Here is a 14,969-nt window from a genome sequence, read left to right as displayed (position 1 = left end):
ATGGAAGTAATTACTCACTGGGCGGGGAATATCGTCAGTTATCTTGTGTTTCTGACCGTTCTGACCGGGCTTTTGCCCGCACATAAGTATGAAAAATATATTCGCCTGTTTGCGGGCTGTATCTTGCTTCTGATTGTGCTTAAGCCGCTGACGGACGGGCTGCGGCTGGAGGAGCGGCTGAATTATCTGTTTACATCTCTTTCGTTTGAAAATGAAGCGGGCGAGCTGAAACGTGAGATGGATGAGATAGAGGTGCGGCGCAGAAATATGGTTTTGAGCCAGTATGAGGCGGAAGCATCCAAGGAGGCGGTGCGGGTGGCAGCGGAAGCGGGATTTTCCGTGGAAAAGGCGGATGTAGAGCTGGAAAAAGATCCGGAGTCGGAGCAATTTGCCTCGGTGCGGAGTGTGACGGTGTATGTGGCGGGAAGTGAGGCGGGGATGGAAGCGGGGATGGAAGCGGCGGAACTGGAGGAGAATCAGAGTTCGATGATTGAAATAGAAAAAATTCCCCCGATTGAAATTTCACTTAAACAGGAGCAGAAGCAGGGAGAACCCGCCGCCGCGCAGGCAGTTTCATGGATGAATGGGGAAAAGATTTGGGAGCTTCAGCAGCGGCTGGCATCGTTTTATCAGGTGGAGGCGGATCATGTGGAAGTCAGGATGGAACCTTGACAAGGAATGGGTCAAACGAAATGAAAAATGGCTGATTTTGCTGGTGCTTGGGCTGGCAATTCTGATCTTATATGCGCCGTTTGGGAAGAAGACGAGTGAGACGGGAGTCTTGCGGTCAGGGGAAAGATGGGCGGAGAGTGAAACAGAAATAAACTCTGGGCATAGAGCAGGGCAGGACAAAAATGGAAGTTCAGAAGAGAGTGGTTCGGATGTCGAAACAGGTTTGCCAAGCACTGCATCCAAGCAGGACACGAACCGCCTCTACGAGCTTCGCCTGGAGCAGCGGATCCGGGACGTTTTAAAGAAGGTGGACGGCGTGGGTGAGGTGGATGTGATGCTGACTCTGTTTTCTTCTTCGGAAAAGGTGCTGCGGGTGGATAAGGAGAGAAGCCGGGCGTCCACCTCGGAGACGGATTCTTCGGGTGGTACGCGGCAGCAGGCGGATGAATCGCTGCGGGAGAGCACCGTGCTGACGGGAAGTTCAGGCAGCGGGGAACCGGTAGTTGAAAAAGAGCTGGCACCGGAGATTTCCGGTATCGTGATCAGCGCACAGGGAGGAGGAAATGCGTCGGTACAGAAGGAAATTTCGGAAGCGATGCAGGCATTATTCGGACTGCCGGCACATAAAATAAAAGTATTAAAGCGGGTGGAATAAAGGAGTATGCAAATATGAGAATGAAGATGAAACGCGTTTTCAGGAGAAATCAAATCATCATCACGACGCTGGCGATCATGATTGCGGCGGCGGGGTATCTCAACTATGCGGGAAAATCCGATCTGCCGGGGGCGGATACATATGAAGCGGGGGCGACCAAGATTTCAGATAGCGATATATATTCGGAAAATCAGGCGGTGTCCGGAAGCGTGGCGGACGGTGAATATGAGGAGATTGCAAGTCTTGACGATCCGGGAGAGGGCGATCCGCTGGCAGCAGGCAGTGAGGAGGGCACAGCGCAGGGGGCGGCGGACGGAGAGGAGGCATCTGCGGACAATCCGGCAGTCGATAACCCGGGCGAGGCGGTTTTGACAGGCGGAACCGGCGTGGCAGAGTACATAGCCAATGTACAGCTCAGCCGTGAACAGATCCGCGCCAAGAACCGCGAAGCGCTGAATGCCCTGATTAACAATGAAAATCTGGATGCGTCGGCAAAAGAGGCAGCCGTTCAGGATATGCTGGCACTCAATGCGATAGCGGAGAAGGAAAATGCAGCGGAAACGCTTCTGATGGCGAAAGGATTTGCCGATCCGGTTGTCAGCATCACGGATGGAAAAGTGGATGTCGTTGTCAACGCGCCGTCCATCACAGATCCGCAGCGCGCGCAGATCGAGGATATTGTAAAACGGAAAACCGAGATATCGGCGGAAAATATCGTGATTTCCCTTTTAAACCTGGGAGATTGAGGAAGTTCGGATGAGTTAATGTTCACGGGTAGGCACTTTTGGAACCGAAAGTGCCGTAAGAAAACGTGGTGGCAGCAGGAATTTGCCGTATTAAATTGCGAAGCCACGGCAAATTCCGTTACTGGGCACGTATGCGTGAACAGTAACTCGGATGAGATTCGAACCGGAAATGCCTTTGCAAACTCCTGTATTTTTGGTATAATAAAAACACTTAATTGAAATGTATTTCTGGAAGTATTCGAGCATCTGTTTTTTGTGGGAAGAGAAGATTCCGGGCGTACATGGAAGTGGTCAGGAGGGATTTGGAATGGCGAGAGAAGCAGAAGATAGAAGCACACATATCGTATATGAAAAGGACCGCATTGGAGAAGTGAAAATTGCCGATGAGGTAGTGGCGATCATCGCAGGTCTGGCAGCGACCGAGGTAGACGGTGTCGATTCGATGGCTGGCAATATCACAAATGAACTGGTCGGAAAGCTCGGCATGAAAAATTTGAGCAAGGGCGTGAAAGTGACCGTAACCGAGGATCACGTGGTTGTGGATCTGTCCTTAAATATGAAATATGGCTACAGCATCCCGGCAGTCAGTGAAAAGGTGCAGGACAAAGTAAAGACAGCGATTGAAAATATGACCGGTCTGATGGTTCTGGAAGTTAATATTAAGATCGCGGGTGTCAATATGCCGGCGGAAGCATAGCAGGTTTAGTGCTTTCGTAGCTTTTCATTTTCTTAACACAAAATACTCAGTTTGACCTTGACGGGGAAAAAACCGTATGATATGATGATCGCGTTAAAAGGGAGTAGTTATAACCATGTAACCAACAAACCCTGAGGATAGTAAACCTCATGGTTACATGCCTTGTGTAAGTCAGATGGCAGTGTGCTTTTGTAACAAAAAGCGTGTGCCGTATGATTCAAATGTGAGGAACAAGACTTTTAGCATATGTGGATGAAACGTATGCTGAAAGTCTTTTTTGTTTCATAGGAAATAGAGTCCTATGAAACAAAAAACGCTCCGCGAGGATGCGCACTCGCGCGAAGCAGAAACATGTCGCAAGCGACCGCGCTCGGCGCGAGAATGTGCCAAGGCACATTCTTTTCATGTTTCATAGGAAATTGCGTCCTATGAAACAAAAATACTCACATGGATGTATACCTGGCGCGAAGCAAGACAGCTGCCAGAGCAGGTGTATCTTGGCAAGGGGCTCCAGGAAACAGAATATTTATGAAGGAAAACAAAATTAACAGGAGGAACAACATGGAATTTTTATGGGAAGGCGTCATGGCGATCACGCCGCAGCAGTTTGTGATGTATCTGATCGGCGGGCTTTTGATCTGGCTGGCGGTCAAAAAGGAATACGAACCGGCGCTGCTTCTGCCGATGGGATTCGGCGCGATCATGGTAAACCTGCCATTATCCGGCGTCATTAACCAGGTGACGGAGGGCATCGGGGAGACACAGGGTATTATACAGTGGCTGTTTGAGACGACGATCAGCGCGTCGGAGGCGCTTCCGATTCTGCTCTTTATCGGAATCGGGGCAATGATTGACTTTGGACCGCTTCTGTCACAGCCGATCATGTTTTTATTTGGTGCGGCGGCGCAGTTTGGCATTTTCTTTGCGATCTGTGCGGCATCGCTGATGGGATTCGAACTCAGGGATGCGGCATCGATTGGAATCATCGGTGCGGCGGATGGACCGACTTCCATTCTGGTTTCCCAGATCATGCATTCCAACTATGTGGGCGCGATCGCGGTGGCGGCGTACTCCTACATGGCGCTGGTGCCAATCATCCAGCCATTTGCGATCCGTCTGGTGACGACGAAAAAAGAACGCCGGATTCACATGACCTACAGTCCGAAAAATGTGTCCAAAACGACCAAGATCGCATTTCCGATTGTGGTTACTATCATTGTCGGACTGATTTCTCCGGCATCGGTGGCGCTGGTCGGATTTCTGATGTTTGGAAACCTGATCCGCGAGTGCGGCGTGCTTCCGGCACTTTCCCAGACGGCACAGAACGAGCTGGCAAACCTGATTACCCTGCTGCTTGGCATCACGATTTCGTTCAGTATGCGTGCGGATGCGTTTGTGCGGGTTGACACACTTCTGATTATGGGAATCGGTCTGATTGCATTTATCTTTGATACGATCGGCGGTGTGCTGTTTGCTAAATTTATGAACCTGTTTTTGAAGACGAAAATCAATCCGATGATCGGTGCGGCGGGCATTTCCGCATTCCCGATGTCCTCACGCGTGGTGCAGAAGCTGGCGATGGAGGAGGAAAAGGGAAATATTATCCTGATGCATGCGGTCGGCGCCAATGTATCGGGGCAGATCGCCTCGGTCATCGCGGGCGGACTGGTTATTAAGCTGGTAAGCCAGTATTTGTAATATAGGTCTGTCGGGCAGATAAAATGGAAAAGGAAGGCTGCACTTGAATGATGAAAAATCAAGAGACAGCCAGTGCACTGATTGAGATGGAGGAAAATATCGGATGTGGAATAATTTTTTGATTTCGCTGGCAATTATGGGAAAAGGAATGGCGGGAATTTTCGTCGTTGTCCTGATTATTACGGCAGTGGTGCTGATTTTAGGTAAGTTAAAGTAAAATATAAATTGGAAAAAGTATCTTTCTTTTTTCTTTCAGTTTTATGCAGTTCGTTGACATTCGACAGAGGTAAATCTATAATAGAAACATTGTTTGTAAGAGTTTGAAAGGGTCAGAAGGAGACATGAGAATGAGTCAACGAAATAAAATTCAGCGCCTGCTGCGAAAAGGCGCTTTGGCAACTTGTTTATCCCTGTCAGTTGTGTGCAGCAGCTTATCGGCAGTTACAGCGTATGCAGGACCGGCGGATGATCCGGCAGCGGCAGCACCAGTGATCGGACCGGGCGGTCCGGGAACCACGAACGCGAATGCGGGACAGCAGGCGGATAATTCCTATTATAATCAGACGTTATCCAATCCGGTTGTCAATCCGGTGGACAAGTATTCCTATAGCCAGATGGTAAACGATATTTCGGCGCTGGCAAGCCGTTATCCGGGAACAGTGACAGTGAAATCGATTGGAAAATCGGCGGACGGACGTGATATCTACGATGTGATTGTCGGCAATCCGAACGCATCCAAGAAGATTTTGTTCCAGGGGGCGATTCATGCCAGAGAGTATATCGTTGTACCGCTGATGATGCAGCAGCTCGAGTATCTGGCAGCTGGATTTACGAATAATGGTACCTATATGACGCAGCCGCTTTCTAATATATTGGGACAGGTGGCATTTCATTTTGTGCCGATGCTGAATCCGGATGGAGTTACGATCAGCCAGATGGGCGAGAATGGTATCCAGTCGGAGGAACTGCGCCAGACGATGCAGGCGGCGTACGCGGCGGACAAGGCATCCAGCCGGACAACGGTCAGCTATGAAGAGTATATGAGACGCTGGAAGGCGAATGCACGCGGTGTTGATCTGAACTATAACTTTGCAGCAAACTGGGAGGGAATCAATGTGTCTTTAACTCATCCGTCTGCAAATGGTTATAAGGGAACCAACCCACTGTCAGAGCCGGAGAGCCAGGCAATCGCGAACCTGATTCAGGGAACGGGATTCAATGCGGTTATCAACTATCATGCGATGGGAAATGTGATTTACTGGGATACGCAGAACAACCAGAAAGCGGCAGAGTCCAAGGCGCTGGCAAACGCTGTTCATGCCTTGAATGGTTATTCCGTTCTTGGAAGCAAGGGCGTCGGCGGCTTGAAGGACTGGCTGCAGCAGGCAGCAGGCATCCCTGGTATCACGATCGAGGTAGGACGTTCCACCTGCCCGGTATCTTTCTCGGAATATCCGGCGATCTGGAACCAGAATAAGGCAGTCCCGGCAACGCTGGGATATTATGTGGCGACACATTGATGATGGAATAAAATGAAGATTAGATAGAAAAAGGATGTGCGACTGGAGTTGGAAGTGGTCGCACATCCTTTTTTGTTTCAAGATTTGGAACGGATCAACAAAAACAGGAAGCTAAAACTATACAAAATGGAAAATACATTCTTTTTTCAAAAATATGGTTGACAAATTCTGCAACATGATCTAATATAAAATCACAAAAGGAACAAAAATTCCATAACCGACAAAAAAGAATAAATTAAATGAAATGGAGGATTTCAACATGAAAACAAGAGAAGTTGTATTCTACAGCGAAGGCGCAAAGATGGTAGGAGATATTTATCTCCCGGATGATTACAAAGAGGGCGAGAAGAGACCAGCAGTTCTGTGTAACTCTGGATGGACTGGCGTTAATAAGTGCTATCCGGCACTGTTTGCAAGAGCTTTAACAGCAAGAGGATTTGTATGCATGGGCTTCGATTACAGAGGATTTAAGCCGAGTGAGAATGTTCATCCATGCCTGCCGAAGTACACAACCCTTGAGACAGAGGTTGAAGACGTGGCAAACGCATTTACCTTTATGCAGATTCAGCCGGAAGTAGATCCGGAACGCTGCGGACTTCTTGGATGGGGTGTCGGCGGTGCTGTATGCGTAACCGTTGCAGCGCGTGACAAGGAAGTAAAAGCGATTGCAACCCTGAACAGCTTTGTAAATGGCGAGCGCTGGATGCGTGACGGCATGGGAAATGATAAGTTTGGAAAGAGCGTTGCACGCCTCAGAGAAGACCGTATCAAGAGAATTACAACCAACGATCCGGTTCTGATGCATCCGTACACCGATTATCCGAACATCACAGAGAGCGGCGATTTCTATACAGACCATGTATTAAAAGAGATCAACGGCGGTATCGGCGATTCTGTCAACAAGGATAATGGCGAGGAGTTCCCGACCCCGATGAGCACCGCAATCGGCGAGAGCTTCATCCGTTTCAACGTAGAAGACCTGCTTCCGAGAATCGCACCGCGTGCTGTCTTTGTAGGTCATGGCTATTATAACGAGCTGCATCAGCGTGTAGAGGCGGAAGAAGCATACCGTCTGGCACAGGAGCCGAAGCAGTTATACTATGTAGATGGCAAGCACAATGAGTGGATGTTTGACGACGATCCGAAGTTCCAGGCACTGGCTGACGCGCTGGCAGCATTCTACAAGGAGAATCTGAAAGCATTCCAGTTTGGTTTACAGAAATAATCTATGGACAGAGAAAAAGAGATTGCATATTTAATGCAGGGAGCGTATGACCTCCATATGCACGCAGCCCCGTCCCCCTTTCATCGAGTTTTGGATGATTACGGGCTGTTAGAAGAAGCCGGGAGAGCCGGAATGGCAGGAATTATGCTGAAATCTCACTATGAGTCCACGATTGCGCGGGCAATTCTGGCTAATATCCACTGTGCTTCGTGTACGAAAGCCTATGGCGGTCTGGTGTTAAACTGGCCAGTCGGAGGACTCAATCCATATGCGGTTGAAAATGCGATGAAGCGCGGATGCCGTATCGTGTGGATGCCGACCCGGGACGCAAAGAACTCTTTGTGTTCCGGGAATATGCCGGGAGATTTCTTTGACCGCTCTGGAATCTCTATCCTGACCGAAACAGGGGAGCTGAGGGCGGAGGTTTTGGAGATTTTGAGGATTGCCAGAAAGTATGATGCGGCAGTCGCGACCGGGCACATCAGCCCGGAGGAAGGTATTCTCCTGTGTCAGGAGGGAATCCGGCAGGGAAACCGTATGGTTCTGACACATCCAGAATTTCCGCGGACGCGTGTCGATGTAAAAACGCAGAAACAGCTGGCAGCTCTGGGCGTTTATATTGAAAAATGCTGGTATAATGTGGCAGAAAAGGAATGCACGGCGCAGGAGATGGCAGACCATATCCGGGTAGTCGGAGCAGAACACTGTTTTATGGTAACGGATCGGGGGCAGACTTCAAGAGAACACCCGGTGGAAGCGATGAAGTTGTTTATGCAGACATTGCTGGATGAGAGAATCACGGAAGATGAGATTTATGTGATGACGCATACGGTGCCCCGGAAGGTGCTGGGAGAGTTATAGTAAATTTGATAATTGAATATGAAAAAATAAAAAGGTCAAAAATCAATTATAAGTTTACTTATAAGAATTCTTGACCTTTTTATTTTTTTCGAGAAGTACTTTTAAGAAGGTAAGGGATAATATAGTGTACTGGAAGGAGGATATCTATGGAATATACCAATATGTCGTTTCTATATGATTTTGCATTTATGTCGCTGCTGCTGATTATAGCCCAGTTCCTGCGTTCCCGTATAAAATTTTTGCAGATGTTTTATATTCCAGCGTCTGTTCTGGCAGGTCTGATGGGACTTGTCCTGGGACCGCAGTTTTTAAACGTGATTCCGTGGAGCGGTAAAATAGGAAGTTATGCTTATATGCTGGTATGTGTATTATTTGGCGGTTTGTTCCTGGGGAAAAAAGATAAAACCAATGTAAAACAGATTCTGACAAAGGTGGGCGATTCCTTTTGTGTCAATATGGGAGCTGAATTTTTCTGTTTTGGTATTGCACTGCTGGTAGGCGGTGCACTGATGAAAATTTTGTTTCCAAATGTATTTACAGAAATTGCCCTGCTGATGCCATCTGGATTTTGCGGTGGACATGGCTATGCTTCAACGATTGGAACGGCACTTAACAATTCACTGGGACGTGAAGATGGCGTTGTACTGGGGCAGACGTTTGCAACCGTGGGCCTGTTAGTTGGTTTGTTTGTAGGAATTGCCTGTATTAACTATGCAACCAGACATGGAGGAACACGTCTGGTAGAAAAAGCGGAATCTCTTCCGGAAGAGTGCCGCACAGGAATCGTTCCAGTAGGTAAGAGAAATTCGATGGGAGAAGAAACCATCAATCCAATGAGTATGGATCCGTTGGCATTTCATCTTGCACTCACGCTGACTGCAACACTGTGTGGTTATAAGTTCTACGATTTTTATAAACAGTTCTTACCGAATGTAGAATTACCGGTTATGTGCCTGGCAATGATATTTGGTGTCATTATTAACACGATTATAGGGCATACTCGTTTTAAAGACAGTATTGATGAGCATGTGGAAGGACGGATTGGTTCGATGGTAACCGATTATCTGGTTGGCTTTGGTGTGGCATCTATTTCGATTTCCATTGTACTTGAATTTGCAGGTCCGATTTTAGTTTTATGTGTATTAGGAATGCTGACATCCCTGTTTTTAGTATTTGTAGTTGGACAGAAGCTGTTCCGCAATTTCTGGTTTGAACGATCAATTTTTGTATTTGGATGGACAACAGGAGTGGTGGCAATCGGTGTTACGCTTCTTCGAATTGTAGATCCGGAAGGAAAGAGCGGCACATTGAATGACTATGGATATTCGTATACGCTGCAGTCCGTGATTGAGGTCTTTATCATCGCATTTACGCCAATTTTGACGGTTTCCATGGGATGTATTGCAGTTGGTGTGATTGAAACGGGAATTGCTGTGGTGCTCTTCCTGATATGTGCAAAATGCTTTGGTGTACATAATGAGAAGATGAATGAGCTTCGGGAAGGTGAAGCAGAGGTCATAAGTAAATAAGTCTTTGTATATTCTGAAAAATGTGTGGTTGGACATGAAAATGAACAGCCACACATTTTTTATTGATAGAAAGTTCGCCTCGGACTAATGTAGGTGAAATAGAGGAGAATGATGAGAGAAAGAAAATCTCCCATTTTTATGGTGAAGTGCATTGACTCCCCAGATTCCCAGAAGGACGAGAGCAATACCGAAAAATTCATGGAAACCGAAAGGCTCGCTAAGAATAATAACGCTTGTAAATACAGCTGTAACAGTGGAGATGCCGCTGAAGCTGGATGCAGTAGCCATGGACATATGGGTAAAAACTATGTTCCGCAGTGCTGAAGCATAAAGTGAGGACCCGATGGATAAGGCAAGAAGACAGCCAACGATAACAGGATCCGCGAGCGGACGAAATAACTCGATGGGATCGTTGGAAACAAGGTGCGTTATCAGAGAAATGCTTCCATAAACGGCGAACATAGCGAAGCTCATAGCATAGGTAATGTCCAGAGGTGTCAGATGTTTTCCGAGCTTCCGGATACAGAGATTTAAGGAGGAGGACATAAAGGCAGCCATCAACAACAGGAAAAAGCCCCATACGGTTGCAGCTTTATCCTCAGAATTTCCGGCAACAATGAAAACACCTAAAAAGCTAAGAAGAATAAAGAAAAATTGTCCTGCAGAGGGCTTTTCATGGAAAAACGGAATGGCAAGTAAGGTGGTAATTAGCGGGATTAATGCCAGAACCACACTTGCTTTCCCAGAAGGATAGAAGCACATGCCGGTGGTTTCAAAAAAGCCATTAAGCAGCTGGAAAATACAGATAGGAAGAATAGATATGCCCATATCACGAAGAGAACGCAGATGAATTCGTCCGGTATGTTTTAAGGCGTAAAGTATCACAAGACAGATTGCAAAACGAAGCGCAATTAGTAGTGCAGTATCTCCATTTAGGCGTGCAGTTAAGATTTTTAGCGGTAAATAAGAGATACCGAATAAGAAATTGTATAGGATAGCTCCCAAGATTGGATTAGTTTGTGCAAATTTCATGACATCCCTTTCAATATGATATAATATGAGCACTTAGTGAGGTGTTTTCGAACTTAGTGCGAGTCATATCTAAGCACTTAATGAAGCCGAGCCAAAGGCGAAAGCTGAATTTAGTACTTATGATATAATGATAAATGGTTCAATATAGGAAATATATGTTAAAGAAACCTCTGTAATCAAGGAAGAATTGCAGAGGTTTCTTTATTTTTTATGTTTTTAAATTTTATGTGAATGTTTTTAATTTGAAAGGCTATGCCTTATCAGAACTGCCAGCGTCTGTTTTGTCAAATTTCTTATAATTTTTAATCAGAATTCCCAGACTGGCGGTTGCGCCGATCATGATGAGGGCGGCGAACATTCCGCCGAAGTTTGCGATGATCTTGACACCATTGACACCAACGGTTGCGATCATGATATAGCCGACTGCCATCGGAACGACACACCATACAAGCTTTAACCACATCGGGGAGTCCGGGGAGTCTGGGTTGATGCCCTGTGTAGAGATACCAGCCATGGCGATGCAGTTGGAGTTGCAGGCGGTAATGGTGCTGAGGAAGATCAGAACCACGAATAACGGGATGATCAGATTTCCAAGTGGAAGTGCGCCTAACATATCATAAGGAACATTTTCAACACCGCGGTCATAAGATGCAACGAGGTCGAACAGTCCGGAGGTCTGTACCCACAGGGAAGTACCGCTGACTAAAACCATCCAGATAGCACTGACAGAAGCACAAAGACCTACATATAATCCAAGAACGTGTTTTACCTTGCGTCCATAAGCGATCTGTCCCATGAAAGCTCCGGAGGTCGGTGCCCATGCCATCCAACTGAACCAGTAGAACGTGGTCCACCACTGCGGCCACTGGGTTCCAACGGATTCACCGGTGATTAAGATACGTTCAATAAAGGTACCTGCGAAACCACCCAATGCCTCGGTAGAGAGGTTGAACAGGAAGGAGGCATTTGAAAATACCAGCAGGAAAATCAGGAAAATGGCAAAGCCGTATACATTGATATTGGAAACGTGCTTCATGGCTTTCTGGATACCGGAAACAGCAGTTGCAACGGTAACGGCTGCAACCACGATGCCAACCATAAACCAGAGTCGGGCATTAGACGGAAGACCGAATATTTTAGAGATACCGCCGGAAATATTCATGAATGCCTGTGCGACGGAACCAGCCATACCGGCGCCGATGGCAAATAAGGTGATTGCGTCGATGGTTTGCATCCAGCGAGGATGGTAGCAGCGGTCGCCCAGAAGAGGGGAAACTTCACTGGCGATGGAATACGGCTTTTTTGCGTTATAATACATGAAAGCAAATACAACAGCCGGAACCGTATACATACAATACGGAACGATCGTCCAGTGAAGGAACATGGTTTCCATGGCAAATTTCAGGGAACCGCTGGTAGAAGGTTCAACGCCGTATAATTCGGTCGGCGGATACGCGTAATGTGCGATCGGTTCTCCTGGTCCCCAGAAGAGGACACCGGCTGCCATGGTCGTTGTAAGGGCGATAGTAAACCAGGAAAAATTGCTCAGTTCTGGTTTGGCGTCCTCACCGCCGATTCGTACATCGCCAAATTTGGAAAACATGGCAACAACGGCGACGATTACGATTGCAAGGGCGAGAATGCTGGCAGCCCAGCCGAGATTTTTGATGATCCAGTTGTTGATATTATTGATGACTCCCAGAAAAGTTTCCTGATCGACAAGGCTTAAAACAAGGAACGCGACCAGAATAATAAATGGCGGGAAAAAGGTCATGATGCGAATTTTTGAGTTTTCATTTTTAGCATTTTTATCAGTCATTTATGATTCCTCCTTGTAGGGTGTATCCCAGATAGGACGATAGTCCTCCGGGTGGCGGTCGGTCAGAACGGTATTAAAATCACGTTCTTTTGCAATCCGGTTTAAATCAACGCTTCCATATAAAATAGCTTCTTCCTGGACGCCGCAGCTGTCAATCCGTTCTCCAATAGGACTTACCAGCTGGCTTTTTCCTGCGAAGATCTCATCGCCGGACAATCCACAGCGGTTGACTGCGGCTATGTATACAAGATTGTCCAGGGCACGGCACGCAAGGTTTAAATCCCACCATTCTTTGAAATAGTAGCTGGCGCGCCATGCGGCCGGGACTAAAACCAGTTCGGCACCGGCCAGTGTCAGCAGGCGGACGGTTTCTGGAAAGCATACGTCGTAGCAGATGACGACGCCGATCTTTCCGAGTTTTGTCTCAAAGACCGGGTACTGGGTGCCGCGCTGCAGATAAGTTCGTTCGTCTCCGACGGGATGCGTTTTTGAATAATGCCCGAGAATCGTGCCGGTATCATCGATCAAAAAAGCAGAGTTTTCGACTCCAGATGGGGTGGAAAAAAGAATCGGAGCCAGAATAAAGACTGAAAGTTCCTTTGCCAGACTACGCATCCGTGTCAAGGAAGGTCCATCTTCGATTTCGGCGAGCTTCATCATATCTGGGATGCAGGTGCCGAGATAGCCGACATTAAATACCTCTGGCAGACAAATCAATTTTGCCCCGTGAGCGGCTGCTTCCCGGATCTGTTTCTCTGCTTTGTCAAGATTATTAGAAACATGGAACAAATCGCAGTTCATCTGGAGCATGGCGATTTGGTAAGGTGATCGAGTTTGTTGCATTTGAGTATCCCCTTCCTAAAATAGAATATTTATTCCATAAACGACATTTATGACATGATTATAGAATTTGTAAAGGAATAAATCAACCAAAATACAATAATAAAGAATAAAATTTACCTTTTTTACAAAGAAATCCTCCGAAATTTGTCTGCTTTGACGAAAAACAAATGTCAAATTGACGAATTTGTAAGGAAAGTATATAATAAAACCAAACGAAAATCGAGTGAGAATCTTGGAATGAATGAGGATAAACGATGGGCAATGAAGTATTGGAACAGATCATAAAAATCAAGGACGCCGTACCGAAAAAACAGAGAATTCTCTGCAATTATCTGGCGCTGAATTATGAAAAGATCGGCGTGATGACGGTGGCGGAACTGGCGGAAAATGCGGGTGTGGGAAGCACGACGGTCATGCGTCTGGTACAGCTTCTGGGCTTTGACAGCTACACTACATTTAAGAAAGCATTGGCACAGGAATCGCTTTTGAAAAATACAACGCCGTACCGTAGCCTGCGGCAAGAATTTTCCCGTACCTCGGAGACGGCGAGCCGGGATACGTTCCATATGGCGATCGCGGACGGAATCCAGGTGCTTGAAAATCTCTGTACGCCGTCAAACATTTCCCAGTTTGAGGCGGCAATCCAGCTGATGCTGGAATCAGATCAGCTCTATATATTGGGAATGCGTTCCAGCAAGGCGCTGGCGCTGTATTTTGAATATGTGGCAGAGCGCTTTTATCCGCATATCCGCCAGCTCAGCCGGGAGGAAGAGTTTGTCTATGACCGGATTGCAATCAATACGACGCCGAAGGATGTGCTTTTAGTGTATTCGGTCTGGCCATGTACGAAAAAGACGATTCGTGTGGCAGAGTTAGCACATAACCTGGGAATCCCGATGATACTGATCACAAATACAAGCTTAAATCCATTGGTAAAGATCGCAGATGTAGTGATTGATACGAATTCTGTGAACCATCCGAGCGGTGATACTGCTTTGATGCTGGTAACGGAGGCGCTCATGAGTGAACTGGGAAGACGGACCGCACCGGAATCCACGAAGAATATTGAAAAGATCGAACAGGCATTGAATGACAATGGACTGATTCTCTGGGAGAATTAATCGAAGATGTGTAACTGGAAATTCCGATAAAACAGGGCTGCCGTTATTCCTCAAACGGCAGCTCTTCTTTTCGCAAAAATGTCCGGATCGACTCGTCCCACTCGCGTTCCAGCGTCTTGTCTAACGTAAATTGGTTGAGCGACAGCCCGGTGACACAGCTTAAATGCTGGTTTTCATAATGAATATTTAAGAACAGTCCGCCGACCTGCTCCGGGAGCCATTGGCTTTTGCGGGCGGTCAGAAACTGTTCGGTGGCAGCTTTCGGAAGCTTCAAAATGATGGAGAAGCGCTCCGGAAGCTTTTTTCCTTTTATGAGGGAAAAACAGAACGGGCGCAGAGTTTTCCAGGTTGAATATTCTTCAATCTGCCCCTCGGCACGCTCTTCTTCGGAATAAAAGCTTTTATGGACGCGTCCGTCGATGGAGAAGGTGTTGAACGTTACGATCTCCGCTTCCTTGAGCAGAAAGCGGTCAAATGTCTCTCCGATGAACAGTTTCTTGGTAAATAATTTTATATCACAGATATTGCAGGCAATCATATGTGTCCTCGCT

14 protein-coding genes are annotated in these 14,969 nt (G+C 47.0%); 10 read left to right on the top strand and 4 right to left on the bottom strand.

All coding sequences use genetic code 11. The annotated features are described in order from the left end of the window. The 9 genes from DW739_RS14030 (at nt 1) to DW739_RS13990 (ending at nt 9,603) form a co-directional block, all read left to right on the top strand. On the top strand, nt 1-672 hold the full coding sequence (locus DW739_RS14030; RefSeq protein ID WP_118482587.1) for a stage III sporulation protein AF: 672 nt from the start codon (nt 1-3) through the stop codon (nt 670-672). Then, the gene (locus DW739_RS14025) at nt 647-1,327 is read left to right on the top strand and encodes a stage III sporulation protein AG (RefSeq protein WP_118743235.1); all 681 of its coding nucleotides are present in this window, start codon (nt 647-649) and stop codon (nt 1,325-1,327) included. The genes DW739_RS14030 and DW739_RS14025 overlap by 26 nt, the downstream gene beginning before the upstream one ends. Nucleotides 1,328-1,347: 20 nt before the next feature. Further along, nucleotides 1,348-2,073 (top strand): SpoIIIAH-like family protein, encoded by a 726-nt coding sequence (locus tag DW739_RS14020; RefSeq protein WP_107001501.1) that lies wholly within the window; start codon nt 1,348-1,350, stop codon nt 2,071-2,073. Between the two features lie 307 nt (nt 2,074-2,380). Then, the gene (locus DW739_RS14015) at nt 2,381-2,770 is read left to right on the top strand and encodes an Asp23/Gls24 family envelope stress response protein (RefSeq protein WP_118468531.1); all 390 of its coding nucleotides are present in this window, start codon (nt 2,381-2,383) and stop codon (nt 2,768-2,770) included. A 561-nt stretch (nt 2,771-3,331) separates the two neighbouring features. Continuing rightward, the gene (locus DW739_RS14010) at nt 3,332-4,468 is read left to right on the top strand and encodes a sodium ion-translocating decarboxylase subunit beta (RefSeq protein WP_118522942.1); all 1,137 of its coding nucleotides are present in this window, start codon (nt 3,332-3,334) and stop codon (nt 4,466-4,468) included. A gap of 347 nt (nt 4,469-4,815) precedes the next feature. Next, on the top strand, nt 4,816-5,988 hold the full coding sequence (locus DW739_RS14005) for a M14 family zinc carboxypeptidase (RefSeq protein ID WP_107001325.1): 1,173 nt from the start codon (nt 4,816-4,818) through the stop codon (nt 5,986-5,988). Between the two features lie 259 nt (nt 5,989-6,247). After that, a complete protein-coding gene (locus DW739_RS14000; RefSeq protein WP_107001326.1) occupies nt 6,248-7,213 on the top strand; it encodes an alpha/beta hydrolase in 966 nt (321 codons plus the stop codon). 3 nt (nt 7,214-7,216) lie between these two features. Next, entirely contained in the window at nt 7,217-8,074 is an 858-nt protein-coding gene (locus DW739_RS13995; RefSeq protein ID WP_107001327.1) for a DUF6282 family protein, read from the top strand. 146 nt (nt 8,075-8,220) lie between these two features. Beyond that, on the top strand, nt 8,221-9,603 hold the full coding sequence (locus DW739_RS13990) for a sodium/glutamate symporter (RefSeq protein WP_118468528.1): 1,383 nt from the start codon (nt 8,221-8,223) through the stop codon (nt 9,601-9,603). Nucleotides 9,604-9,687: 84 nt separating this feature from the next. Here the strand turns inward: DW739_RS13990 and DW739_RS13985 are convergent, their stop codons facing one another. The 3 genes from DW739_RS13985 to DW739_RS13975 all read right to left on the bottom strand — a co-directional run bounded on the left by DW739_RS13985 (nt 9,688) and on the right by DW739_RS13975 (nt 13,297). Further along, nucleotides 9,688-10,635, bottom strand: a complete 948-nt coding sequence (locus DW739_RS13985; RefSeq protein ID WP_118743234.1) for a DMT family transporter — start codon at nt 10,633-10,635, stop codon at nt 9,688-9,690. Between the two features lie 250 nt (nt 10,636-10,885). Continuing rightward, nucleotides 10,886-12,454, bottom strand: a complete 1,569-nt coding sequence (locus DW739_RS13980) for a BCCT family transporter (RefSeq protein WP_107001330.1) — start codon at nt 12,452-12,454, stop codon at nt 10,886-10,888. Continuing rightward, complete coding sequence (locus DW739_RS13975; protein WP_233430262.1) at nt 12,455-13,297, bottom strand: carbon-nitrogen hydrolase family protein; 843 nt, start codon at nt 13,295-13,297, stop codon at nt 12,455-12,457. A 254-nt stretch (nt 13,298-13,551) separates the two neighbouring features. Here DW739_RS13975 and DW739_RS13970 point away from each other — a divergent pair, with 254 nt between their 5' ends. Then, on the top strand, nt 13,552-14,418 hold the full coding sequence (locus tag DW739_RS13970; protein WP_107001331.1) for a MurR/RpiR family transcriptional regulator: 867 nt from the start codon (nt 13,552-13,554) through the stop codon (nt 14,416-14,418). A gap of 43 nt (nt 14,419-14,461) precedes the next feature. On the opposite strand, the gene DW739_RS13965 is transcribed toward DW739_RS13970, so the two are convergent. After that, a complete protein-coding gene (locus DW739_RS13965) occupies nt 14,462-14,956 on the bottom strand; it encodes a DUF5721 family protein (protein ID WP_107001332.1) in 495 nt (164 codons plus the stop codon). Nucleotides 14,957-14,969: the final 13 nt, after the last annotated feature.

The organism is Clostridium sp. AM28-20LB (genome assembly GCF_003480665.1).
GTDB classification, from domain to species: domain Bacteria; phylum Bacillota; class Clostridia; order Lachnospirales; family Lachnospiraceae; genus Otoolea; species Otoolea fessa.
This window is presented reverse-complemented; position numbering and strand designations above follow the sequence as displayed.